Source organism: Stakelama sediminis, assembly GCF_014199335.1.
GTDB lineage: Bacteria > Pseudomonadota > Alphaproteobacteria > Sphingomonadales > Sphingomonadaceae > Sphingomonas > Sphingomonas sediminis.
Genome location: NZ_JACIJI010000002.1, coordinates 192,600 through 216,708, shown reverse-complemented (window position 1 = coordinate 216,708; position 24,109 = coordinate 192,600). Strand labels below are relative to the sequence as shown.

The 24,109-nt window shown below is 59.4% G+C and carries 19 protein-coding genes; 8 read left to right on the top strand and 11 right to left on the bottom strand.

Annotated features, from left to right (window positions below):
• On the top strand, positions 1 to 1,572 hold the full coding sequence (locus tag FHR23_RS07645) for a glycoside hydrolase family 43 protein (RefSeq protein ID WP_246359770.1): 1,572 nt from the start codon (positions 1 to 3) through the stop codon (positions 1,570 to 1,572).
• Positions 1,573 to 1,622: 50 nt separating this feature from the next.
• On the opposite strand, the gene FHR23_RS07640 is transcribed toward FHR23_RS07645, so the two are convergent.
• Complete coding sequence (locus FHR23_RS07640; protein ID WP_184002555.1) at positions 1,623 to 2,642, bottom strand: cupin-like domain-containing protein; 1,020 nt, start codon at positions 2,640 to 2,642, stop codon at positions 1,623 to 1,625.
• A 2-nt stretch (positions 2,643 to 2,644) separates the two neighbouring features.
• Complete coding sequence (locus FHR23_RS07635; protein WP_246359769.1) at positions 2,645 to 3,454, bottom strand: SapC family protein; 810 nt, start codon at positions 3,452 to 3,454, stop codon at positions 2,645 to 2,647.
• A gap of 195 nt (positions 3,455 to 3,649) precedes the next feature.
• On the opposite strand from FHR23_RS07635, the gene FHR23_RS07630 reads away from it, so the two are divergent.
• On the top strand, positions 3,650 to 6,667 hold the full coding sequence (locus FHR23_RS07630) for a TonB-dependent receptor (RefSeq protein ID WP_246359768.1): 3,018 nt from the start codon (positions 3,650 to 3,652) through the stop codon (positions 6,665 to 6,667).
• Between the two features lie 63 nt (positions 6,668 to 6,730).
• Complete coding sequence (locus tag FHR23_RS07625; protein ID WP_184002553.1) at positions 6,731 to 8,272, top strand: tryptophan halogenase family protein; 1,542 nt, start codon at positions 6,731 to 6,733, stop codon at positions 8,270 to 8,272.
• Positions 8,273 to 8,527: 255 nt separating this feature from the next.
• On the opposite strand, the gene FHR23_RS07620 is transcribed toward FHR23_RS07625, so the two are convergent.
• The 9 genes from FHR23_RS07620 to FHR23_RS07580 all read right to left on the bottom strand — a co-directional run bounded on the left by FHR23_RS07620 (position 8,528) and on the right by FHR23_RS07580 (position 18,664).
• Positions 8,528 to 8,737: a hypothetical protein gene (locus tag FHR23_RS07620; protein WP_184002551.1), complete on the bottom strand. Its 210-nt coding sequence runs from the start codon at positions 8,735 to 8,737 to the stop codon at positions 8,528 to 8,530.
• 27 nt (positions 8,738 to 8,764) lie between these two features.
• Positions 8,765 to 10,684 carry an NPCBM/NEW2 domain-containing protein gene (locus FHR23_RS07615; RefSeq protein ID WP_184002549.1) on the bottom strand — a complete coding sequence of 640 codons (1,920 nt, stop codon included), beginning with the start codon at positions 10,682 to 10,684 and terminating at the stop codon, positions 8,765 to 8,767.
• Entirely contained in the window at positions 10,681 to 11,751 is a 1,071-nt protein-coding gene (locus FHR23_RS07610; RefSeq protein ID WP_184002547.1) for an alpha/beta hydrolase, read from the bottom strand. The genes FHR23_RS07615 and FHR23_RS07610 overlap by 4 nt, the downstream gene beginning before the upstream one ends.
• Positions 11,752 to 11,768: 17 nt before the next feature.
• Positions 11,769 to 13,721: an alpha-L-arabinofuranosidase C-terminal domain-containing protein gene (locus FHR23_RS07605; RefSeq protein WP_184003218.1), complete on the bottom strand. Its 1,953-nt coding sequence runs from the start codon at positions 13,719 to 13,721 to the stop codon at positions 11,769 to 11,771.
• A gap of 289 nt (positions 13,722 to 14,010) precedes the next feature.
• On the bottom strand, positions 14,011 to 15,261 hold the full coding sequence (locus tag FHR23_RS07600) for a DUF3422 domain-containing protein (RefSeq protein WP_184002545.1): 1,251 nt from the start codon (positions 15,259 to 15,261) through the stop codon (positions 14,011 to 14,013).
• On the bottom strand, positions 15,258 to 15,848 hold the full coding sequence (locus tag FHR23_RS07595; RefSeq protein WP_184002542.1) for a methyltransferase family protein: 591 nt from the start codon (positions 15,846 to 15,848) through the stop codon (positions 15,258 to 15,260). The genes FHR23_RS07600 and FHR23_RS07595 overlap by 4 nt, the downstream gene beginning before the upstream one ends.
• A 53-nt stretch (positions 15,849 to 15,901) precedes the next feature.
• Complete coding sequence (locus FHR23_RS07590; protein WP_184002540.1) at positions 15,902 to 17,161, bottom strand: TolC family protein; 1,260 nt, start codon at positions 17,159 to 17,161, stop codon at positions 15,902 to 15,904.
• 6 nt (positions 17,162 to 17,167) lie between these two features.
• Positions 17,168 to 17,371 (bottom strand): YgaP family membrane protein, encoded by a 204-nt coding sequence (locus tag FHR23_RS07585; RefSeq protein WP_184002538.1) that lies wholly within the window; start codon positions 17,369 to 17,371, stop codon positions 17,168 to 17,170.
• A gap of 12 nt (positions 17,372 to 17,383) precedes the next feature.
• Positions 17,384 to 18,664 (bottom strand): NAD(P)/FAD-dependent oxidoreductase, encoded by a 1,281-nt coding sequence (locus FHR23_RS07580; RefSeq protein WP_184002536.1) that lies wholly within the window; start codon positions 18,662 to 18,664, stop codon positions 17,384 to 17,386.
• 84 nt (positions 18,665 to 18,748) lie between these two features.
• Between FHR23_RS07580 and FHR23_RS07575 the strand changes: the two genes are divergently transcribed.
• Genes FHR23_RS07575 through trxC form a run of 5 tightly spaced genes read left to right on the top strand, consistent with a single transcriptional unit; the run spans position 18,749 to position 24,098 of the window.
• Positions 18,749 to 19,084, top strand: a complete 336-nt coding sequence (locus FHR23_RS07575) for a rhodanese-like domain-containing protein (RefSeq protein ID WP_184002535.1) — start codon at positions 18,749 to 18,751, stop codon at positions 19,082 to 19,084.
• A 14-nt stretch (positions 19,085 to 19,098) separates the two neighbouring features.
• Positions 19,099 to 20,127 carry an efflux RND transporter periplasmic adaptor subunit gene (locus tag FHR23_RS07570; RefSeq protein WP_184002533.1) on the top strand — a complete coding sequence of 343 codons (1,029 nt, stop codon included), beginning with the start codon at positions 19,099 to 19,101 and terminating at the stop codon, positions 20,125 to 20,127.
• Positions 20,124 to 23,339, top strand: a complete 3,216-nt coding sequence (locus FHR23_RS07565) for an efflux RND transporter permease subunit (RefSeq protein ID WP_184002531.1) — start codon at positions 20,124 to 20,126, stop codon at positions 23,337 to 23,339. Before FHR23_RS07570 ends, FHR23_RS07565 begins: the two co-directional genes overlap by 4 nt.
• A 13-nt stretch (positions 23,340 to 23,352) precedes the next feature.
• Positions 23,353 to 23,667 carry an ArsR/SmtB family transcription factor gene (locus FHR23_RS07560; RefSeq protein ID WP_246359767.1) on the top strand — a complete coding sequence of 105 codons (315 nt, stop codon included), beginning with the start codon at positions 23,353 to 23,355 and terminating at the stop codon, positions 23,665 to 23,667.
• On the top strand, positions 23,664 to 24,098 hold the full coding sequence (gene trxC, locus FHR23_RS07555) for a thioredoxin TrxC (RefSeq protein WP_184002527.1): 435 nt from the start codon (positions 23,664 to 23,666) through the stop codon (positions 24,096 to 24,098). Before FHR23_RS07560 ends, trxC begins: the two co-directional genes overlap by 4 nt.
• Positions 24,099 to 24,109: the final 11 nt, after the last annotated feature.

The window sequence follows — 24,109 nt, the reverse complement described above, 5'->3', positions numbered from 1 at the left end:
ATGAAAATATCGCTTCCGTTCCGCTCGCTGCTGGTCGCACCACTTCTGGGTGCCGTCATGCTGACCACCCCGGCAACCGCGCAGCTATGGCATTCGGATCAGGGGGATGGCACCTATCGCAATCCGGTGCTGTATGCCGACTATCCGGACCCCGACATCATCCGGGTCGGCAGCGATTATTATTTCGCCACCACCACCTTTGTCGACGTGCCCGGAATCACGATCCTGCATTCGAAAGATCTGATCAACTGGACGATAGCCACGCATGTCGTGCCGCATCTCGACGGGATGCCGCAATATGACCTCAAGCAGGGCAATGCCTATCGCAAGGGGCTTTTCGCGGCCAGTCTGCGCTGGCACGACGGTACCTTCTATATCGCGATAACCCCGGTCGGACAAAATACCCGGATCTATTATGCGAAAAGCATCAAGGGCCCGTGGCGCTATCACGAACTCGACCGGGTGGCGTTCGATCCCGGCCTGTTCATCGATGACGACGGCAGCGCCTATATCGCCAGCTCCTATAATGCCGACGGCACGATTACGCTGCTGACGCTCAACAAGACGCTCAGTCACGTCACCGGCGCGAAAAAAATCTATTATATCAAGGGCGCCGAAGGATCGAAGATCGTCAAGCGTAAGGGCTGGTATTATCTGTTCAACGCCATTCCGCCGCGCATGGCGCTGACCGTATCACGCGCCAGAAGCCTGTACGGTCCCTGGAAAACACATGAGCAGATTTCGGACAAGACCGGCGGACATCAGGGCGCGGTCGTAGACCTGCCCGACGGGCGCTGGGTCGGCTTCGTCATGCGCGATTCAGGGGCCATCGGGCGGATGACGAATATCAGCCCCGTATTCTGGAAGGATGGCTGGCCGGTCTGGGGCACGCCTGCCGCGCCGGGTCGCGTGCCCGAGCATGCGAAAAAGCCGATCGACGGCTTCCCCATCGCCGTGCCGGCAACGTCCGACAGTTTCTCTAAACCGACGCTTGGCCTGCAATGGCAGTGGAATCACAATCCCGACAACAGCCGCTGGTCGCTGACCGAACGACCCGGCTATCTGCGCCTGCATCCCACCATCGCTGACCAGTTCTGGGATGCTCGCAACAGCCTGATCCAGAAGGCGCAGGGGCCACGCAGCAGGGGTACGGTCAAACTTGACATTACCCATGTGAAGCCCGGCGATCGTTGCGGCTTTGGCACGCTGGGCCAGTATAGCGCACAACTGGCGGTCGGTCGCACTCCCGCTGGTGCGCCGACCCTCGGCATGACGCTGACGGAGGACACGATTGAAGGGCCGAAGGACATCGCCCACACGACACCCAAAGCGATCCAAGGCAACACGGTGTGGCTGCGCACCGCGCTGGATTTCAAAACCGACAAGGGGCATTTCACCTACAGCCTGGACGGTACTCACTGGCAGGCGATCGGCAATCCCTTTCCGCTGGCCTTTGCATGGCGCACGGGTACGTTTCAGGGCGAGCAGTTCGCGCTGTTCTGCTACAATCCGAAAGACAGTTCAGGCTATCTGGATGTCGACAGCTTCACTCTCGATGCCGGACCCGGATAATGGCAATCCACCTGGCTTGACGCGCAACAACGGAGCAGCCCCCGCCTGCCTCAGCCGCCCCGCAACAACTGCATGACCATCGTCCTGACGCGACGATAATTGCCCGCTTTGAGCGGCCCCAATATCCCGTGTTTTGCCTCAGGCAGATGCGCAAGCGGATGCCCGTTGGGACGAAACACATAATGATCGAAAAAGGCGCGCCATGCCTGCCGTTCGCGCGCGGGACGTTCGGCAATTGCGATCATCGCCAGCATCATCGTCGTGAAGGGCGCATCCGGCCCCGCGCTGAAGGCATCCCACCAATAGTTGACGAGCAGGTTCAGCGGTCCGGTCGCCTCCACCTGATGCCACCACAATTTTGGCAGATAGAGTGCATCGCCCGGTTCGAGTTCGGCCGTCAACGCCCGATCACGCACCGCATCGAAGCGCGGATAGCGCGGATCACCCGGCGTGCTCCCGACTGCCATCGCAACCGGTTGCCCGGCCATGGTGTGATCCAGTGGGCCGACATACAGGCTGCCCGTCACTTCAGGTGGATAGAGCGTGAAACGTCGCCGCCCCGCAACAACGCAGGCCAGATTGTCAAACGTATCAAAATGGCAGGCGACATTCGACCGGTTTCCCAGCCATAGCCGTGGTTCCACCGGCGTTCCCAAAATCGCGGCGGGATTGGCTTCGGCATAGCCCGGCAACATCCCGGCGGCGGGAAGCGACCCCAAATATACCGAAGATAGTTCTGGATCGCGCGCCGCAAGCGCCATCCGCTCCAGCCCTTGCGCGAGCGTCATCTCTTCCCGCTCGAAATTGAAACCATCCGCCCCGTCGCCGTAATAATAGCGTCCGTCGATGGCGGGTCTGCCGACGAATGCCTGTGCGGTCTGCCCCCGCTCGAATTGCTTCAGATACTTGACCAGATCAGACCATGAATGTGCTGCCGCTCTGGTGACAGGCCAGTCGCGGCATAGCCCGCGCAACACCACCGGTTGCACGTCGGCCACCACGTTCCGTCGGAACCAGCCGGGGTCGTTTATTCCGCCAGCGTCGAGGTCACGCACCGTTTCGCCGGTCATGATCAGGATCGCTGCCCAGCCAACTGACGGTTCCGGACAGCAGCAAGCACCGGAATACGCTTGAGCGAACCGATCATGGCATAGGCGAGTTGCAGATAGCCTTTCCGAAACAGCGCCAGCACGGCAGCATCGTCAAGCTCGTTCAGCGAATCCAGTCCAATGCTGTACAATCCGGCGAGAGATAAATTCTCTCCGTCGTCGAAACGCAGCGCAATATCGATCGGCTCGATCAGCCTATGCTCAAGCATGGTATCGATAAATCTATCCGTTTCTTCCAGGCCGGCCTTGAACCGCCCCAGCATGTGCTGGACCTTGCGCAGTTCCTCGCCCGGTTCCCCCTGTTCGTCGAAAAGCGTTTCGCCGCTGTGAAAGCGCGGATGCGCCGGATCGATCGCGATCTGGTCGTCCGAAACGAAAAACCCTTCACGTACGATGTCGAGCGGACAAAAGCTTGCGCCAGCATCTCCTGAAGCGGCCAGCAGGTTTTCGTTTCGGTGAAAGCCGAAAAGCGCAGCCGTGTAAAATCGCCCCGTTTCCGGATTTTTCGCAAAAAAGAGCGGGCAGTGTGCAGCCGCTACCGAGAATTCATCGGCAACGACCTGAATGAAATGCCGATCACCAACTGTCGGCTGCTGAAGCTGCAAGCCCCCATGGTCTTCAAAATTAAGCAGTTCCAGACTGGCCATTCCTGTCTCCTCTTTCTTTATTTTGTATCCGGCGGCAGCCTTCAGATCGACACATCGCCAAGACTTTTTCACGTCTCTTGAGAACGCCCCCGAGCACCTACACTCTATTACATCGATAAAATCCATTACACCCGCAAAAATGGTTGATAGCGCTACCTTTGTCGGCTATGGCTGCTTCCGACCTAAATCGTAATAAGCGCGATATGCAACTGTCAGGCGACGTCAAAAACGTCGTAAAAGAACGGTTTCATCTCAGGGAATGGGTCGAAAACCATGCTACTCCCGGAAAATTCGGGGGGGGCGTTTATGAAAGGAGGGGGTATGATTAACGATACCATCAATAATCATGACTGTATGTCCGAGCGTTTCGCCGGGCGCAGCAAGATGCTGCTTGCCGGTGCCACCAGCCTGGTGGCCCTGTGCGTAGCAGCCAGCCCGGTCGCGGCAGCACCGCTCGCCGCTAAAGACGCCGCCACAGTCGATGCCGGTCAGAATGCCGCAACGCCGACAACGGATGACCAGAACTCGACCCTGCCGAAGAAATCGCAACAAGCAGCAACGACGACGGGCACGCCCGACATCGTTGTGACCGGCATTATCGGATCGCTGCAGCGCAATCTGGACGCCAAACGGGATGCCCCTGGTGTGATCGACATGATCTCGTCGGAAGATATCGGCAAATTTCCGGACTCGAACGTCGCGGCCGCAATGCAGCGCTTGCCCGGCATTTCTATTCAGCGTGATGGTACCCGTGGCGATGCCACCGGCATCACGGTTCGCGGTTTCGGCGGAGACTTCAATACGACGTTGTATGACGGTCGCCGCATTTCGACGGCCGCCGGTGGCAGGTCTGTCGATTTCAGCACAGTGGGTGCAGACTTTATCGGAAACCTCACCGTTTTGAAGACGCCAGATGTGACATTGTCGAGCAATTCGATCGGCGCGACCATCAATATAGAGTTTCCCAAGCCGTTCGACCATCCAGGATTCCGTGCTGCGGCTACAGCGTCGGGAAATATTCAGGACGCTTCCGGAAAAATTACGCCTACAATTGGCGCGCTCGTAAGTGATACATTTGCCAATGACACGTTGGGTGTCCTGGCAGATGTGATCTACACTCGCCGCGATACGCAGACGAACAATGTCTATGTGCATGGCTGGCCGGGCAACAAATTCGCCCCCTGTCAAATGGCTGGCACGACAGCCACCGTTTGTAACCCGCAAGATGCTGGACCAGGGGTAGACCCCAATAACGCCAAATCCATCGTCGGATGGTTTGAACAACAATATGGCGCGCAACAGATCTATAGTAAGGATGAGCGCGTCGACGGTCGTCTGGCACTGCAATGGCATCCTTCCGAATCGGTCATGGTGACCCTTGACGACAATTACTCCCGCCAGAAACTGTTGCGGAATAACGTAGGATTTGGCATCTGGTTTAATCAGGGCAACTTCCGGAACATCGTTCAGGACAGCAACGGCACAATTACCGATTTCACGCAGGCCAATACCCAGACCGACTTTACTGCGGAAACGTCCACGCAGATTCGGGAAACCAATCAGGTTGGTTTGAACCTGAAATGGGATGTCAACGACAACCTTAGCTTCAATGCCGACGCCAGCTATGCGCGGAGTACGCAGAATCCCAACGGCGAACCGACTGCCGATGACGCAGATGTCGGTTACGGGGGCTCCCTGGCACCGACGATGGGCATTACCATTAATGGAGATAGCAGAAACTCTCTCCCAGAATTGCATGGCTATGGTCCGGGCGGAAATGCAGATCAGTGGGCTGACACATCTCTTATCGGCTCCCATGTCACCGTTCGCCAAGCTCAGCAGAACAGCGATTCACTCAAGCAGTTCCACCTGATTGGGACATGGAAACAGGACGATTTCCAATTGAAGTTTGGCGGTCAATATGTGGACGACCATTTCAAACAATCGCAGCGCAATACCTTCGTCAACAATTTCTGGCAGGCATATGCTGGCTACGGGCCGGCTTCCGGTAGCGCAGGCGGTGTTGCGCTTCCGGGGGACCTGTTCCAGGGCACCATCAGCACGGATAATTTCATTCCTGGATACTCCGGAGCATTGCCACCAGTGTTGCTGCGCATCAGCCCTGCGCAATATCAGGCCTATCTAAGCAGCCTCGGAAATCCACAGGCCATGAACATTCCTGGCTTCAATTATTCGGGAACAACTGTCGGAAATACCTTCACGGGTACGTTTGATCTGGCACTCGATCCCAGCAGCATTCGTGACATTACTGAAAAGACTTGGTCGCTTTTCATGCGGGCCGATTTCAAGACTGAAATTGCTGGAATGCCGTTTAATTTCAATGCCGGTATTCGTGAAGAAAGCACGAATATCTCGTCAAGCGGTCTGGGCCAGGTGCCGGTGCAAATCCTCACCAGCCAGGCTGACCCAACGCTGCTGACGATTGTTCCGTCCGCTACGCAACCCATAACCACCAAGAGCAGCTATTCCTATCTGTTGCCAAGCATTGATATGAAGCTGGAACTGACGGATAAATTCCATCTCCGCTTCGATGCATCAAGGACGCTTACAAGACCCAGCCTTAGCGTTCTTTCACCGGTTCTCTCGGTTGGAACCGGACAACGCATTGGCGCGCTGTCCGCTTCGGGCGGCAACCCCTCGCTCAAACCCTATCTCTCTGATAACTTCGACTTTGCAGCGGAATGGTATTACCAGTCCAACTCCTACGCATCGGTCGACTTCTTCATCAAAAACGTGTCGAACTTCATTGTCGGTGGCACGCAGAACCAGACGATCAATGATGTCATCGATCCGACCACGGGCCAAAAAGCCGTCTTTGCGGTAACGCAACAGGTCAACGGTCCGGACGCAACGGTAAAGGGTGTCGAACTTGCATGGCAACATGTATTCGGTCAGAGCGGCTTTGGCTTTAATGCCAACGCCACCTTCGTCACCACCAACAAGCCTTACGATCCGAAGGATATTTCTCTCAGCGGCTTTGCGGTAACCGGGCTGGCCAACTCGGCAAACTTTGTCGGCTTTTATGAAAAGCATGGCTTCCAGTTCCGTGCTGCGCTGAACTATCGTGCTAAATATCTGCTCCAGTTCGGTCAGGTTCAGAATACGGGACTGTTCGGTTCTGAACCGACTTATGTCGACCCCAGCCTGCAACTGGACCTGAGCAGCAGTTATGATTTCAACGATCATATCAGTGTGTTCGGTGAAATCACGAACGTGACTGATCAGGTTCAGAGCACGCATGGCCGGTTCAGCAACCAGCTTCTGGACGTCTATAATTACGGTCGGCGCTTTACCGCCGGTGTCCGTTTCCACTTCTGATCCTCCCTGGGCCGGGGGCGTCTTTCGGTTGACCCCCCGGCGCTTTTTTGGCGAAGTGTGAATATGCGCGCGATACGAAACATCGTTATCGTCGGCGGGGGAACCGCCGGATGGCTGACTGCCGGGCTGATCGCGGCGAAACATCGCGGTCGCATGGCGAAAGGGTTTACCGTCACACTGGTCGAATCCGCGAATACTCCGACCGTCGGTGTAGGCGAAGGCACCTGGCCGACCTTACGCTCGACGCTGGCGAAGATCGGCGTTTCCGAAACCGACTTTTTTCGCGAATGCGACGCCGCCTTCAAACAGGGTGCCAAATTCGCGCGCTGGACCACGGGCGCCGACAACGACGCCTATTATCACCCGCTGATGCTGCCGCAGAGTTTCGCGCGTATCAATCTGGCCCCGCACTGGCTTGCAACCGGGGACAATCGCAGCTTTTGCGACGCCGTTTCTCCGCAGGGACGCATTTGCGACGACGGGCTTGCCCCGAAAACTATCGCCACGCCCGAATATGACGCGGTTGCCAATTACGCCTATCATCTCGACGCGGGGAAGCTCGGCGCCTTCCTACAGCGGCATTGCTGCGACAAACTGGGCGTGCGGCATGTGCTTGCGGATATGCAGCAGGTCAATCTCGCCGAAGACGGTGATATCCGCAGCATCACGACCGAACAGGCCGGAGAGGTTGCGGGCGATCTGTTCATCGACTGTACCGGATTCCGGTCGCTGCTGCTCGGCGAAGCACTGAATGTCCCGTTCCGCGACTGTAGCGACGTGCTGTTCTGCGACACGGCGCTGGCGGTGCAGCTTCCCTATGAAAGCGAAACCAGCCCGATTGCGTCGCAAACGATTTCGACCGCACAATCTGCTGGCTGGATCTGGGACATCGGCCTGCCCACCCGGCGCGGGATCGGCCATGTCTATTCCAGCAGCCATATTTCGGACGAGGATGCGGAGCGGGAACTGCGCGCCTATCTGGGCCCGGCGGGCAAGGATTTGCCGGTGCGCAAGATCGGCATCCGCGCTGGCCATCGAGAAACCTTCTGGAAGCGCAATTGCGTAGCGGTCGGGCTGGCCGCCGGATTCCTCGAACCGCTCGAAGCCTCGGCAATCGTGCTGATCGAATTGTCGGCAAAGCTGATTGCCGAGCAAATGCCCGCCTGTCGCGAAGTGATGGACATCGTTGCATCGCGCTTTAACGCCACCACCGACTATCGCTGGGGGCGGATCATCGATTTTCTGAAGCTGCACTATGTCCTGACCAAACGCACGGACAGCGCCTTCTGGCGGGACAATGTCCTGCCCGAAACCATCCCTGACCGGTTGCAGGAGCTGTTGCTGCTCTGGAAATATCAATCGCCCTGGTTTCACGACGAATTCGATCGCGTGGAGGAGGTGTTTCCGTCCGCCAGCTATCAATATGTTCTGTACGGGATGAACTTCAAAACCGAGATCGAACCGGAGGCCATTGCCGCCGATTCAGCCATGGCGGAACGGGCCATGCGGGAGAACGCGACCCAGACCGAACGGATGCGCGGCGGCCTTCCCCGCCATCGCGACCTGATCCGCAAAATTCACGAACACGGCCTGCAACCGGTCTGATTCACGCCTGATCGCTTATCGTTATTTCCCGATAATAATGTCGAACGGGCTGAGGATATTGGCGACATGGTATTCGGCACGGCATGCAGGACACCGGTCGGAATGGCGTGATTTGCATCATGCGACCCTGATGTGCCCCTACCCCCATGTCGCGGCCACCATCCCACCGTGACAAGGGTATGTTGCCTCAGGTCGCACGCGAAGAAATGGCAACTCGCCGACAAATCCCCGGCGGTTTTTGGGAGAGGTCGGCACTCATTGCACCGGATCGGCAGTCGCCTGCCCCGTTTCCCCGACAATTGACGCCGTTACCCGGCTGTAGGGAGCAGCCGAGCCATAGATCGTAAGCGCGACATCGCGCTGAAGCACGGCATGGTCCTGAAACATCGGGTGCAGCAGGGGCTGCGCCGAAACGGGCAAAGCAAAAACCGTCGATGCCTGTGCCGTCACATACCGCCATTTCATCGCGCCGCTCCCTATTCCATCGGCTGTTCAGTGGATCAGCCTCGCATTCGCCCAGGCGATTGGTTCCGGTGCAGGCGATTTCCCGGTTGCTCGCGCTACCAGTTCGACGATCGAAACCCCACGCACATCAGCCTTCAGCCGGTCGGGTGCTTCCCCGAAATGCTTCGGCTGCGACTGCGCGAGCAGCTTGCCGTCGCCATAGACTTCGAACACCACAGGACTGTCGGTAGGCAACGCGGAATCATCGACCCCGACCGACGCAACAAACTGCGTAAAGCCGTTGTTGCGCACCTCCATGCGTGAATTGGCGAGAATACCGATCCCGGTATCATAGGCATGACCGGCGATACTGAGCGACTGGCCATAGGGAGCACGATCGGCCTGAGCGCCGCCCCAACCGCCATATTGCGGATAGACGCCTGTGCCCGTGGTACTCGCCCAGCCGGGCACCGATCGGTGGATCGTCGGGTCGGGCGTCGGGACCGTCACCCCATCGACTGCCGGATTCACCATCCCCGGCTGCTCGGACAGATACAGACCGTTCGGCAAGCGCCTTGTACCCTTTGCCGTAAAAATCAGCGTCTGATGCGGCTTGATCCGGAAGCTTGTCTGCCCGCGAAAATGAGTCTTCGCCTTTGACCATAAATCGGTCAGGACAACATCCGCATCCGGACGGTATTTCAACTGCTCCGCCGTCAATGTCACCTTGCGCGGATTCAGGCTGCGATTGAAGATCGCCACGGCCTTTTCACCGGTGTTCAGCGTCTTCACGAACGTCTGGATGTCCCCGGACATAAAGGCGGGCACCGCCTGATTCCCGGCAGGATCCTGATCGAGCGCGACGATATCGGCATTGCCCAGTATCGCCATCAGCGCGGGCGACACTTTCCGCATATCCATGCCGATCATCAGCGGCGCATCCATCATCGCCCACAGTGCGAAATGCGAACGCGCCTCGGTCAGATGATCGGCATCAAAATCACCGCTGCCGATATACAGCATATCGGGGTCGTTCCACGTCCCCGGTTCAGCATAAAGGGCGCGGGTGGAAACCGAATCTAGATTGGACAGCATACGGGACCAGCTTGGCGAAATATCGTCGCTCGTTCGCGAGATATTGCCGACATCCTTTGCCCATTCGCGAACATTGGCCGACCCCCAAAGGCAGATCGAATACACATAGTCATGATCAGGATTGTCGCGCGCCAGCGCGTCGGCGACCTGCTGATACAGGGCGCGCACCGCCGGAATATCGGTGCGCCCCAGCGAGTCCATGTCAACCAGCGGTTTCAACGCCCGATATCTGCCGGAACGGACCAGCGGCGTGTCCGCCGCCAGGCCGCGAATGCCGCATCCGTCAACCTTGATCAGGTCAAAACCCCATTCCTTGAAATACAGGCTGATATCCTGTGCGACATGACCGTACAGGCCTACTTCACGCTCGGCCTGCGTCCCTTCGGGCTGGTTGGCGAAGTTAGAGGTGTAAATCTGTCCGCACGAATTGCGGCCGATATCGGAATAGATACCGGCCTTCAGACCCATGGCGTGAAGCCGGTCGGTAAGGGGACGAAAACTGCTGTTATCCTTGCCCGGCAGTCGGGCGGACGGGAAACTGCTGGTGCGAATAACCATACGACCGTCGGGCTGGCGTCGTTTCAGCCACCAGCCGTCATCAATATCGACATAGCGATAGCCGAGCCGGGACAGGCCGCTATCGACCAGCACCTTCGCATTGCCGAGAATCTTCTGCTCGTCTATATCGCTGTTGAACGCGTTCCATGAACTCCAGCCCATCGGCGGCACCGGTGCATTGCCTTGCGCGTTGGCCGTCCACCGCCCGGTCGGCGAAAGCGGTCCGGCGATTGCCGCTGCCGGAGCCATTCCGGCGACACTGATTGCCGCTATCGCCAGTCCGGCTGCGTACTGCCGGGATATCCACTTCTTCATTTCTGTCCTTCGAATTTCAGATTTTTGCTGAAGAACGGCAGAACATGATCCTGAAACCGATAGGCGACGTTGCTGACATGCGTGCCGGGATAAATCTCGAAGCTGTTTTTGATCCCGTAACTGTCAAGGATATCGTGCAACTTCCGCGCATCGAACCGCAGTCCGTCCTGATCGCCGACATCGATGGCAATCGCGCGATACTGGCGTAGATTGCCGATATACTGATCGACAAAGGCCAAAGGTGCGTTCGCCGTCCATTTCGCCAGCACATCGGGCTGATCCTTCCCGTCCTTCACCGGCAGATCGAGATAGAGCGGCGGATTTTTAGGGTCCGGCGACCATGCCGCCGCCGTCGCCAGCATCGCCTTTGTCATGAAAGGCAGTTTTGCCGCATCAGCGGGTGATTTCACCGCTTCCAGCGCCGCGATGGTCTTCGAGTCCATATGCTGCACGGCGCGCGGCGACATACAACAGGGACTCATGATATACAGCGCGCCAAAGACATCGGAATGCTTCATGCCGATCCGGCTGGCACCGTATCCGCCCATTGAATGCCCAACCAGACCGCGGCTCTCCCGGTTCGGGATCGTGCGGTAATGCGTGTCGATATAATGGACCAGATCGCGATAGATGAAGGTTTCGAAGTCGCCGACCGTCGACCCGCCAGAATACATCGACCCGCCATAGATCGTCTTGGAATCGGGAAGGACGATAATCATGCCCTTCACGCCCTTGCCATAGGCATTTTCGATAGTTTGCGGCACATGAATTTCCTTGGTCCACTGTTCCGCGCCGATCGAATAACCATGCAGCGCGTACACCACCGGATAATGCCGGTCGGGGTGGCTGGCATATCCCGGCGGCAGCATCACCAGCACATCGCGATTTGCCGATTCCCCCTCCAGATTACCCGCGATGGAGGGTGCATAGACCTTGATATGCTGGACGGTCACCGTCGGCGCACCGACGACCGGTGGCGGGCTGTTGGTATCCGCCTGTGCCAGCGCCGCCGTGGGCAACAGCAGTAATGATGCGATCACCGCGCCCAGAATCCGCTTCACCTTCATACCCCGTTTCCCTTCCGTCAGTTGGCTTGATGACCGCTCACAAGCGGAAATTCGTAGATCGAAGTGGAGATTGCCGGAACGACCAGCGTCGAGCCCAAAGCAGGGACGTTCGCCTTGCGGATCGTCACACCCGATGGCGACCCAACCTTGTTGGCGGCGGTCAGGCTTTTACCCGTCAGGCGCCACACCGTGCCGCGCCCGTGCGCGCGCGCGCCGTCGATCCTGATCGCTACCGGTTGTGCCTGCTCGGTGGCGTTGACCACCGCGATGGTCAGCGTCTTGCGATCCGGGCTGAGCGCCGCAACCATGTCCAGCGGATAGGTCGGGCTGCCCGCCTTCACCTTCGGATGGTCATAGCCGACCGGATATTTGGGGTCGGGTTGCGGCGAATTGCCCGTCACATCGACCGGGATCATGCCCGCGCCGAAATGTTCGCCATAGAGTTTAAATACTTCGCCGGTGGAATTGAGCATCGATGCCGTCGGCGTAATGTCCATTGTCGATGCGCCGGTGGTGAAGGCACTCATACGCAAAAAGTCGGTATGGCGCAGCATTTCCTGCAACACCATCGAATAGGCCAGCGACAGCTTCAGATCCTGCGGTGCGCCGATATAAGCATATTCGTCGATGGACAGGAATATGTCCTTATCCTTCATCTTCGGAAAACGCTGCTGATAGATTTTCCACTCATCGGCCTTCATGCGCACCTGATTGGACGGCGAACGCACAAATTCCATCAGTGCCTCGGCCGGCGGGGCATCCGGGCGCTTTTCGGTGTGGTCGTACCAATGCTCGCTCAGTCCGTCGAAATTGCCCCATGCCTCCCGCAACAAACCGCCGGTCCAGTCTTCGTCGGTGCCGAATTTGTGCTGGATGCTTTGCAGCGAGGCATTTTCCTTGGCGTCGCGCGGGTGCAACTGGTCGGGCATCGCTCCTGATCCGATCAGCGTAATCGACGGATCGACTGCCCGCATCGCGACGGCGAAGCGATTATGCTTGAGCATGAAATAGTCGAGCGTCGTCTTGCCGATCTGCCACCAGCCATAGGGTTCGTTGCCGATGTTCCAGAATTTCACGCCATAGGGTGCGGGATGGCCGTTCGTTGCACGCTTCGCCCCCCAATAGCTGCTGGCGGGACCATTGATATACTCGACTTCCTCAGCCGCTGAGTTGGCATCGCCCAGCCCGGCATTGACCGTGATATACGGCTGGACACCGATCAGCTTCGTCAGTTCCAGCCACTCGTCCATGCCAAAGTCGTTGGCCTGCATCGCGCCCCATGCATGGTCAAACATCGGCGGGCGCTTGTCACGCGGCCCGATCGCCTCGTGCCAGTCCCAGTTCGACAGGAAATTACCGCCCGGCAGCCGCCAGAATCCGGAATGCAGCCCTTTCAAAATCGCAACCGTATCGGCACGCCAGCCGTCGATATTGTCGGCCGGCATCAGCGACACCACGCCGACACGGAAATCCCCCGACCCGGTGCCGGTGATTTCAAATCGGGCGTCGTTACTGTCGGCGTCGGGTGTGTAATGGAGAGGCACCGTCTGCCATTCGGACGTCAATGCCGGCAGTCTGACCACCTGACGATCGTTCGCACCGTCACCCCAGATCAACGTGGCTTCGACCGCAGCGCCGGGCGTCCCGCGGATAATGATATGCCCGGTATAGGCCTTGCCCTTGGCAACGCCGATACCGCTCTGCTCGATTCCCCGCGACTGCCCAGTGTCCAGCGCCACCTGCACATCCTGTGCACCGACATAAGGATGCAGCCCGTTCATCGTAACCGCCGATGCATCGCCGACCGGGCGCCATTTACGCAATGGCCTTGCCGGTGGTCCGCTATCGTCGCGCTTCTCCGGCTTCGTATCCTGCGACTTCGCCACGACCGGGAAATAAAATTTCCGGTCATCGAGCATTTCAGCCCATAGCGTGCGCGCGACCAGCGAGCCAATCGGCTCTATGAACATTCCATATTCATATTGAGATACGGGTTTATGCAATTGAGAAACGTGAATTTCTGCTTGCACCGTCGTTGGTGTGGGGGCAGCGTAGGCCACCCCTGCAATCGCCGTACCCGCGACGATGCCAACCGTACCCAACAGACGTCCGAAACGCTTTGCCATTTCCCCTCTCCCCAAAAGCGATATGCCGGTTGTTCCGGCGTCTTTAACCACGCGCATCTGATGTGAGCGCTATCATTTTGTAGGAGTTTTTCCAAGCAGTCAAGCACGCTCTATCGCTGACGGCTCGGTGGCCTTAATCGGTATGGATATGACCGGACGCTGCATGCGAGCGCCAGCGGACAAGCATGCCCAGCATCAGCAGGATCGGCAGGACCGCCACGCCCAGGACGATCTCGCTACTCACATGCAACCAGTGGAGAGCCTCCGCGCCCAGCAGCAAATGTCCGACCAGACCGATCGCATAATAGCTGAGCGCCAGCACAGATAACCCTTCGACCAGATGTTGCAGGCGCAACTGACGCGCGGCGCTGCGCTCCATCGATTGCAGCAGGGCGGCATTCTGATCCTGCAGGGCAAGATCAACCCGCGTACGCATCAGGCCCGTTGCCTGTTCGATGCGCAGAGCAACCGCCTCCAGCCGACAACGAAAGGATTCGCAGGTTCTGAGCGCGGGCAGCAGGCGACGTTCGGTGAATTCGGCAAGGTTCTGATATCCCGGCACGCTCCTGGGTGCCAGCGATCCCAGCCGGTCCTGCACGATCCGGCCATAAGCAGCGGTCGCACTCATCCGATATTCGGTTTGAGCTCGCAACGCCGCCACCCGTCCGGCCAGCGAAGTCAGGTCATTCAGCAGCGCGCGGTCGTCCGCATCGCCGAACCGCGCCACCGCCCTTGCCAGCTCGGTTTCAATAGCCGTCACTTCAGCGCCGTGTTGCTGCGCCGTGGCAAGCCCCATCAACGCCAGATTTCGATAATTACCGAGCTCCTGAAGCTGCTGAACGATCCGTCCCAAATCAGATGGATGGGCAGAGCTTGCCGCAAAAACCGTCCGGCCATACCGCTCATCGGGGCCAAGCCGGAAGTCAGACCAGATATGGCCACCGCGAATATCGCAGCTAACCATTTCCAAAGGCGAAAAACGGGCTGCCTGCACAAGCGGTTCAGCAGCATCCATATCTGCAACGATATCGAGCCGCGTTGCCCGCATAACCTTGCCCGGCAGACCTTCCAGCCAGGCGACCGCCCCCTGCTCGGCCGTGGCATCATATCCACCCGGCAATACGATCAGCGCCGTACTGGCCTCGCTATGCCGTTCCCATGCCGCAAAGCACCCGTTCACCGCGCCCGATATATGACGCGCGTCCAAATCAAGATGCTGCTCCGGCGCAATATGGGAAACCGCTTCGCGTTCAGCCTCCCTTTCAGCCTGGATGGGCAGACGAACCACCTGCATTACGCGACAGGGCACGGTCAGCGGCGGCATCTGACGCAAATGCATTTCCGCCAAAGCCGGTTCACGCAAAGGATGACTTTGCATCGTCATCGATTTCTGCCCAGCGAAGGAATGAATGCAGGAGTGGTACGACGATAGGTTCGATAGGCGTCGCCGTAGCGTACCGTCAGCCGCGCCTCCTCAACCCGTGATCCGATGATGAAATAAAGGGTCGTCCATATGGCCGTCGCGACACCGAACTGGCTGCGCGCCAGTCCCCACAGAATCAACATGGATGCCGTATAGAGCGGATGCCGGATCAGACGATGGATGCCGGTTACGCTCAACGGTTCGTCATCATCGCCTTTACCGCGCAGTTGCGAAAAGCCCAGAAAAGGCCCCGCACGATATCCGCGCAGCGCCGCCAGCCCTATCCCGGCCCCCATCACGATCATGACGTTCTGAGCCCAGTACACTGCTTGAGGCAGGTGGAACGGCGGCAACAAATGAAGCAACCACCAGCCGAATCCCAGCACGAGTGCAAGGTGTAGCGCAGCAACGCCATTATACATGAGGCGATGAGCGCCACCGAAGCGCTTTAGAGTGCCGCGATGTCGGGTTGCGCCTGCGAGCAAGCTATGGCCGATACCGAAGCTGAACCAGGCCAGTGCATATAGGGCGTGGTCGGCAACCGGCATCGATCATCGCCGTGGGATACGGGCATGAGCAATGGTACGCCCGCCCCGCATCCTCAATCCATTCCGGCAATCGCGCGCAGGCGATAGGCGGCGACCAGCAGATTGCCCTCTGCCGACACCCGGTTGCTTTCCGCCTCGATCGCCTCACGCTCGGCATCGAGCAGGTCGAGCTGCGTCTTGGCTCCCGCCTTGACCTCCAACTGTGTCCCAGTGAGGGCCTTGTCGGCCGCAGTGACACGCGCCTCGGCAGCGTCGCGTAAAGCGCGCGCCGTCTGCACCGCCTGAAAATCGACCACCGCCTGCTGTCGTACCTGTAACTGTGCCTGCCGCATATTGGCTTCAGCCATCCGCAATTTGGCAGACGCCCCGCGCTGTTTTGCGCCATTGCGACCACCACTGAACAATTCCCATTTGGCGCGAACGCCTACCACCGCACTATCGGCGGCATAGCCCGGAAAGAACTGATCGCGGATCGTGGACGCCTGCGCATAGGCACCGACCGTCGGCAATCGCTCGGCCTTTGCCGCGTCGACGCCTGCGGACGCTGCCTTCACCATGCGTTCGGCGGCCAGCACTTGCGGATTACCGGTCAATGCCCGGCTCGCGGCATCTGCGGCAGAAGGCGGCAATGTCGGCGCTCCGGGCAAGATGTCGGATACGGTGACCGGCACCCCGGCAAGCGCTTCGAGTTGCGTTTCCGCAACGGCCAGTTGCCCTTTCGCTCCGGCAAGTCCGGCCACGGCTTCCGCCTGCCGCGCCTGTGCCTGCGCCACTTCCGTGCTCGTCCCGGCACCCGATTGATATTTGAGCTTCGCCTGACGCACCACCTCATCCAGCGCAGCGTTCAGTTTCTGATAACGCACAATCATCCGCCTGGCCGCGAGTGCATTGGTATAGGCGTGAACCACCGATACCCGAAGCGCCAGTTCGCTGCCGCGCACCTGTTCCTTTGCAGCGTCGCGATTGCCCTTCGCCTCCCGCAACCCGGCACCGATCCGGCCACCGGCATAAAGCGGCAGTTCCAGAGTCGCCTGCGCGCTGCGCGGCGTGACGTCAGCGGCCTGAAGCCCGAAATAACCTTTCGGATCAAGGCGCCCGGTACCCACCTGTCCTTCAACCGAAAGCTTGGGCATACGCTCCGCACGCGCGGCATCCACGCCCGCCTGTGCTGCGTCCGCCTGCGCACGGGCAGCTTCAAGAGCCGGTGAATGCTCGATCGCTGCCGCAATGACCTGATCGAGGCTTTGGGCATGGACGGGTACGGCAATTGCCGCCCCGCCCAGCACCAACGATAAGATAGCCAGACGTTTCATCGGACCTCAGCGAAAAGCACAACCCGAACGGACGCCGAAGGCACGAAACACCATTGCGGCGGGGCAGAAGCCGGTGATGCTGGCCTGAAGCATATTCAGACCGGCGAAAATGGTGAGCGCGATCCACCAGGGATTGACGGTCACCGACAAGATGGCGCTGGCCAGCACAACCACACCCGCAAAGCCCAATACGGCACGATCCAGATTCATCGGTCGAACTCCCTATTTGAAATGCAGCTTCTTGATGCCAAGTGCATGAAGCGCGAGCTTCTCATAGAAGGGCTCGCTTTCTCCCTTCCGGATTTTACGCAGGAAATATTTCTCGAACCCGATCTTGGCGAGATGCACCCATTTGCCGTCCGATGCCCAGTTGGTGTTGCGGGGCGGGATCTGCGGCTTGGCAACGAATGCAACGCCACCGTCACCGAAATCGGCCAGACAAATGGCATTCCAGGTCGCCTGATGAGTCGGCTCCTTGCCCGCGATCACCTCCTTCAGATTCTGGGCGATGGCCGTGACCATGCTTTCGATCATGAAGCCCGTTTTCGGCACGCCGACGGGTACCGCCGTCGGGCCGGTCGGCGGAATGGCGATGCATACGCCCAGACCGAAGATATTCGAATAGGTCGGATTGCGCTGATGCTTGTCAGTCAGGATGAAGCCGCGCGGATTGGACACGCCTTCCACGCCCATCACCGCTTCGACGCCGCGAAACGGCGGCATCAGCATGCCCCAGCCGAAAGGCATGTCGTGCTTTTTCCTGACCGAACCGTCGTCGTTGATTTCCTCGACATGCATCATGCCGTCCTCAACGCTGCTCACCTTGGCATTGGTGATCCACTTGATATGCCGGTCGCGCATCTCGCTTTCGAGCAGACCCTTGGTATCGCCTACTCCGTCAAGGCCGAGGTGACCGATATAAGGTTCGGGCGTGATGAAGGTCATCGGCACCTTGTCGCGAACCTTGCGACGCTTGAGTTCGGTGTCGAGTACCATCGCCATTTCATAGGCCGGACCGTAGCAGGACGCCCCCTGCGCCGCGCCGACGATGACGGGCCGGGGGTTGGCGCACAGCTCTTCAAACTTGTCATAGGCGACCTTGGCATGGCCGGTTTCGCAGATCGAAACGGTATGCCGGTCAGGGCCGAACCCTTCAATTTCGTCGAAAGCCAGATCAGGCCCCGTTGCAATTACGAGATAATCGTAATCGATTTTCGTGCCGTCATTCAGCTCCAGCTGATTGGCATCGGGATGCACCTTACGGCCCCCGACCCCACTATATGCAATATCATGCTTGGCCATCACCGGCGGAAGATGCACGCGCAATGCCTCGGGTTCGCGCCAGCCGACCGCGACCCACGGATTCGATGGAGCAAACCAGTAATCTTCACCTTTGTTTACTACGGTAATGCGCGCCTTTTTACCCAGCGCCTCGCGAATTTCATACGCTGCAATCGTTCCGCCAAGCCCGGCGCCAAGAACGACGATATGCGGTGTGCTCATTTGACATCCCCTGCGTGTCTATATGACTTGACTTATATAAGCATATCACGATATGTGCAAGCGGCTAATTTAGATGAGGCTGCCATGTTCGGTTTCGGTAAAAAACACGATTTTAATGAACTCTCTCCCGCAGAGCTGAAAGATATGCTGGACGCTAAAGGTGCGCTGGTGGTCGATGTGCGCGAACCCGATGAATTCGCCGGTGGCCATATTCCCGGCGCCGTCAATATGCCCCTGTCCCGCTTCGATCCGTCCCGCCTGCCTGATGGCAAAGGCAAGACGCTGGTGCTGAGTTGCGCAGGCGGCCGACGCTCTGCACATGCGCTGGGCCGCTGCGAGCAGGCACAAGTCGCAGTTAAAACGCACCTGGCAAGCGGGTTCAGCGGCTGGGTCCGCGCCGGCATGCCGGTCGAACGATAAGGAGGAACGGGGGGATGCCAGCGAAGGCGTGGCGCTTTGCCGCATTTGCTGCTCTGTTGCCGCTGGCGGCATGTGGCGGCAGTGAGCAGGAATCGGCGCAACCGACGGTTAAAACGACCGGCCCTGCCTATACGGTGCAGGAAGTTGACGCTCCGGTCTGGAAATCTGTCAGCGCTGAAATCGCGACCGTCGATCAGGCGCAGGCGATGGCCCGTATTCCGGGTATCCTGACCAGTTTCTCGGTGAAGGACGGCGACATGGTCCGTAAGGGACAGATCATCGGCCGGATCGTCGATACCCAGCTCAGCCACCAAAGCGGTGCCTATGGTGCACAGGCCGCGGCAGCAAAGGCACAGGCCGCGCAGGCGCAGGCGGAACTGGATCGCACCAAATTCCTGTATCAGAACGGCGTCTATTCAAAGGCACGTCTGGATCAGGCACAGACCGCAGCGGCAGCGGCGCGGGCCCAGGTCAATGCCGCACAGCAACAGCAATCGGCAGTCAATGCCGTTGCCGGACAGGGCGCGATTGTCGCCCCGTCCAGCGGACGCGTGCTGCGGGCGGATATTCCAGCCGGGTCGGCCGTGTCACCCGGTATGTCGATCGCCACCATCACCTCCGGCCCGGTCGTGCTGCGTCTGGAACTACCTGAATCGCTCGCAACACAGGTGCATCCCGGCTCGCCGGTAATTGCCACCGATATCGACGGACAGAACCGTGAATATCGAGGGTCAGTGGTCAAGGTATATCCGTCGGTCAACGCCGGGCAGGTGCGCGCCGATGCGCAGATGCCGGGTATCGACAATCGACTCGTCGGCCGCCGGATCGCGGCAAAGGTCGAAAGCGGCACGCACAAGGCGCTGCTGGTACCGCAGCAATATGTGATCACCCGCTACGGCCTCGATTACACCTATGTCCGCGGCCGGAACGGCGAAGTCGCCATGGTACCGGTGCAGACCGCTCCGGCCGCCGAAAAGGGCAAGGTAGAGATCCTGTCGGGCGTTTCCGCCGGTGACACGCTGGTCAAAGAGGCTGCCCGATGAAACTCGGCATTTCGGGCCGCATCACCCGGGCGACGATCGATTCGCCGCTAACGCCCCTGTTCCTGCTTGCCGCAATTCTGGTCGGCCTGATCGCCACCATGACGATTGCGCGCGAGGAAGAGCCGCAGATCAAGGTGCCGATGGTCGATATTCAGGTTGCAGCCCCCGGGCTCTCGGCCAGCGACGCGGTACAGCTTGTCGGCAAGCCGCTCGAAACCATCGTCAAGAGCGTCAACGGCGTCGAGCATGTCTATACGCAGGCGCAGGATAACGGTGTGATGGTGACGGCGCGGTTCGAGGTCGGTTCCGACCCTGAAGACGCGATCACCCGGATCGACGAGAAACTAAACGCCAATATCGACCGCATTCCCGTGGGCATTCCGCCACCCAAGGTGACGGTCCGCGGCATCAACGACGTACCGATCGTCGTGCTAACCCTGACCCCAAAACCGGGGGCGCCGGGCAACTGGAACGAGCAATCGCTGCATGAACTGGCGACAAAGCTGCGCACCGAAGTGGCGAAGGTGGACAATGTCGGCCTGACCTTCATCACCGGGGGGCAGCAGGAAGCGATCCGCATCGCCCCCGATCCGGCGAAACTCGCCGCCTATCAGGTGCCGCTGGACAGCGTGATCGGTGCCGCCTCTCAGGCCAACCGCTCCTTCCCTGCGGGCATGGTTCGCGAAAACGGCGATGCCACCACCGTCGTTGCGGGCAAATCGCTGACCACCGCCGAACAGGTGGGGTCGCTGATCGTGCGCTCGATTACCGGCGCGCCCGTCTATCTGCGCGACGTGGCTCAGGTGACGCAGGGGGCAACGCAGGATCAGGCTCATGCCTGGCAATGGTCGCGCGATAACGGCAAATGGGTCATGGCGCCTGCCGTCAGCCTGGCCATCGCCAAACGAGCGGGAGCCAATGCGGTCAATGTGTCCGATGCGATACTGGAGCGCGTCCATTCGCTACAGGGATCGCTGATCCCCAACACCGTTCGCGTCGATGTGACCCGCAACTACGGCGAAACCGCCAATGAAAAGGCGAATGAACTGCTGTTCCACCTCGCGCTGGCGACGGTGTCGATCGTCATCCTGATCGGTTTTGCGATCGGCTGGCGCGAAGCGGGCGTTACTGCCATCGTCATTCCGACGACGATCCTGCTGACCATGTTCGCATCGAAGATCATGGGCTTCACCATTAACCGCGTCAGCCTGTTCGCGCTGATCTTCTCGATCGGCATTCTGGTCGACGACGCCATCGTCATGATCGAGAATATCGCCCGGCACTGGGCGATGAAGGACGGGCGGAGCCGACGCGCGGCCGCCATCGACGCGGTGGCGGAGGTCGGCAATCCGACGATCATCGCCACGCTGACCGTGGTCGCGGCGCTGCTGCCCATGCTGTTCGTATCGGGCATGATGGGGCCGTATATGGCGCCCATCCCCATCAACGCTTCGGCAGCGATGGTGTTCTCCTTCTTCGTCGCCGTGATCATCGCCCCCTGGCTGATGGTACGCTTCGCACGCAGCGCGCTGGCCGACGGACATGAGCATGAGGACGATCATGGCGGCAAGCTTGGCGCGATCTATGCTCGCGTTGCACGGCGTGTGATCGCCACGCGACGGAGTGCAAAATTCTTCCTGATCGGCGTCGGTCTGGCGACGGTCGTTGCCTGCTCGATGTTCTATTTCGAACTGGTGACGGTGAAACTGCTCCCCTTCGACAACAAGTCGGAGATCGAGCTGGTCGTCGACATGCCGGAAGGCACCAGCCTGGAAGCGACCTCTGGCGTGCTGCAACAGGCTGCGGCAATCACCCGCACCGTTCCCGAAGTGGTGTCGATGGAAGCCTATGCCGGGACCGCCGCACCGTTCAATTTCAACGGTCTGGTTCGCCACTATTTCCTGCGTGACAAACCATGGATGGGCGACCTGATGGTGCGGCTGAAGCCCAAGGGCGAGCGGCATCGCGAAAGCCACGACATTGCGGTTGCACTGCGCAAGAAGCTGAAGGCGATCAAGCTGCCCGCCGATGGGTCGATCAAGGTGGTCGAAACCCCGCCGGGACCGCCGGTGCTGGCAACACTGCTCGCGGAAATCTACGGCCCGAACGAAGCGGTTCGGCGCGCAACCGCCAAACAGGTCGAGAAGATCTTCAAAAGCATCCCCTATATCGTCGATGTCGACAACAGCTTCGGCTTGCCGCAGCCGGAACTGCGTATCATCCCCGATCGCGACAAGCTGGATTATTACGGCCTGTCCGAAAAACAGGTGTATGACAGCATCGGTGCGCTGCTTGGCGACAAGACGGTCGGCTATGCGCCTCAAGGCGGTGGACGCGACCCTCTGCCCATTCAGGTGACGCTGGATCAGTCGCAACGCACATGGTCGCAGGCACTGGCCGCCACACCGGTTGCTGTGACCAGCAAGGGCGGCACTCCAAAGCTGATCGACCTGGGACAAGTCGTCAACGCCGACATGACTAAGGGTAGCCCGGCAATGTTCCGCCGCGATGGCCGGGGCGCGACGATGGTGACCGCCGAAATGGCCGGGCGCTATGAGGCACCCATTTACGGCATGCTGGCGGTGGACCGGGCGATCGACCATTTCGACTGGAAGGCGCATGGTCTGGAAAAACCGGAAATCAGCCTGCACGGTCAGCCGGATAACGAACAGCACACCACCTTGTTGTGGGACGGCGAATGGGAAATCACCTGGGTGACGTTCCGCGATATGGGCGCGGCATTCATGGTGGCACTGCTGGGCATCTATGTGCTGGTGGTCGGACAGTTCGGCAATTTCAAACTGCCGCTGGTGATCCTGACCCCGGTGCCGCTGACGCTGGTCGGGATTGTACTGGGGCATATGCTGTTCGGCGCCCCGTTCACCGCGACATCTATGATCGGCTTTATCGCACTGGCCGGGATCATCGTGCGGAACTCGATTCTGCTTGTGGATTTTATCCGACATGCCAGAAGCGAGGACAAGCCGTTGCGGAATACCCTGCTGGAGGCCGGTCAGATCCGGTTCAAGCCGATTGCGTTAACGGCAGCCGCAGCCATGATCGGCGCCGCGGTCATCCTGACCGATCCGATCTTTCAGGGACTGGCGATTTCGCTGTTGTTCGGCCTGGCATCGTCGACCTTGCTGACGGTGCTGGTGATCCCGGCGATTTACGTCGTGCTGCGCGATGACGGAAAACCGATGAGGGAGTGACAGGATGAAGCCGATGATGATGCCACTGGATAAGATGCGGGAGAATGCCGACCATATGGCGGATATGCTGCGCGCCATGGCAAACAGCGCGCGGCTTCTTATCCTGTGCCGCCTTTCCGCCGGGGAGGCTTCGGTCGGCGAACTGATCGAGGCTACCCAGCTTGGCCAGTCGGCGGTTTCGCAACATCTGGCAACGCTGCGTGAAGCAGGTGCCGTCGCGGCCAGAGCGGATAAACAGTCGCGAATCTATTCGATCGTCGATCCGCAGGTACGCAGTATTTTCGACTCCCTGTGCGACATTTGCGCGGATGGAGAGAAAGCCGCATGAACGACGCCCGCATTCGATGCACGGCCTGTGGCGCAATCAACCGTGTCCCCGCTGATCGACTGGGCGATCACCCCACCTGCGGCCGGTGCAAGGCACCGCTGTTCACCGGCAAGCCGGTCGCCGTCGATGCAACCCTGTTCGATCAGCTTGTCGGCACGGACAGCCTGCCCATTCTGGTCGATTTCTGGGCATCCTGGTGCGGTCCGTGCCGGATGATGGCCCCCGCCTTCGAAGCCGCTGCGTCGCAACTGGAACCGCAGATCCGCCTGTTGAAGGTCGATACGGAATCGGCACAAGCCATCGCCGCACGCTATGGCATCCGCTCGATCCCGACACTCATCCTGTTTCACGGGGGCAGGGAAATATCGCGCCAGTCCGGGGCCATGGACCAGCGCTCCATCGTCAACTGGGCGCGCTCAACGCTGGGCTGAGCATCCTGCGG

What these genes read in the sequence shown, in the direction of transcription:
- FHR23_RS07645 (WP_246359770.1), top strand. Translation starts at nt 1, where the DNA reads ATGAAAATATCGCTTCCGTTCCGCTCGCTGCTGGTCGCACCACTTCTG.
- FHR23_RS07640 (WP_184002555.1), bottom strand. Translation starts at nt 2,642, where the DNA reads ATGACCGGCGAAACGGTGCGTGACCTCGACGCTGGCGGAATAAACGAC.
- FHR23_RS07635 (WP_246359769.1), bottom strand. Translation starts at nt 3,454, where the DNA reads ATGGATTTTATCGATGTAATAGAGTGTAGGTGCTCGGGGGCGTTCTCA.
- FHR23_RS07630 (WP_246359768.1), top strand. Translation starts at nt 3,650, where the DNA reads ATGATTAACGATACCATCAATAATCATGACTGTATGTCCGAGCGTTTC.
- FHR23_RS07625 (WP_184002553.1), top strand. Translation starts at nt 6,731, where the DNA reads ATGCGCGCGATACGAAACATCGTTATCGTCGGCGGGGGAACCGCCGGA.
- FHR23_RS07620 (WP_184002551.1), bottom strand. Translation starts at nt 8,737, where the DNA reads ATGAAATGGCGGTATGTGACGGCACAGGCATCGACGGTTTTTGCTTTG.
- FHR23_RS07615 (WP_184002549.1), bottom strand. Translation starts at nt 10,684, where the DNA reads ATGAAGAAGTGGATATCCCGGCAGTACGCAGCCGGACTGGCGATAGCG.
- FHR23_RS07610 (WP_184002547.1), bottom strand. Translation starts at nt 11,751, where the DNA reads ATGAAGGTGAAGCGGATTCTGGGCGCGGTGATCGCATCATTACTGCTG.
- FHR23_RS07605 (WP_184003218.1), bottom strand. Translation starts at nt 13,721, where the DNA reads ATGTTCATAGAGCCGATTGGCTCGCTGGTCGCGCGCACGCTATGGGCT.
- FHR23_RS07600 (WP_184002545.1), bottom strand. Translation starts at nt 15,261, where the DNA reads ATGACGATGCAAAGTCATCCTTTGCGTGAACCGGCTTTGGCGGAAATG.
- FHR23_RS07595 (WP_184002542.1), bottom strand. Translation starts at nt 15,848, where the DNA reads ATGCCGGTTGCCGACCACGCCCTATATGCACTGGCCTGGTTCAGCTTC.
- FHR23_RS07590 (WP_184002540.1), bottom strand. Translation starts at nt 17,161, where the DNA reads ATGAAACGTCTGGCTATCTTATCGTTGGTGCTGGGCGGGGCGGCAATT.
- FHR23_RS07585 (WP_184002538.1), bottom strand. Translation starts at nt 17,371, where the DNA reads ATGAATCTGGATCGTGCCGTATTGGGCTTTGCGGGTGTGGTTGTGCTG.
- FHR23_RS07580 (WP_184002536.1), bottom strand. Translation starts at nt 18,664, where the DNA reads ATGAGCACACCGCATATCGTCGTTCTTGGCGCCGGGCTTGGCGGAACG.
- FHR23_RS07575 (WP_184002535.1), top strand. Translation starts at nt 18,749, where the DNA reads ATGTTCGGTTTCGGTAAAAAACACGATTTTAATGAACTCTCTCCCGCA.
- FHR23_RS07570 (WP_184002533.1), top strand. Translation starts at nt 19,099, where the DNA reads ATGCCAGCGAAGGCGTGGCGCTTTGCCGCATTTGCTGCTCTGTTGCCG.
- FHR23_RS07565 (WP_184002531.1), top strand. Translation starts at nt 20,124, where the DNA reads ATGAAACTCGGCATTTCGGGCCGCATCACCCGGGCGACGATCGATTCG.
- FHR23_RS07560 (WP_246359767.1), top strand. Translation starts at nt 23,353, where the DNA reads ATGATGATGCCACTGGATAAGATGCGGGAGAATGCCGACCATATGGCG.
- trxC (WP_184002527.1), top strand. Translation starts at nt 23,664, where the DNA reads ATGAACGACGCCCGCATTCGATGCACGGCCTGTGGCGCAATCAACCGT.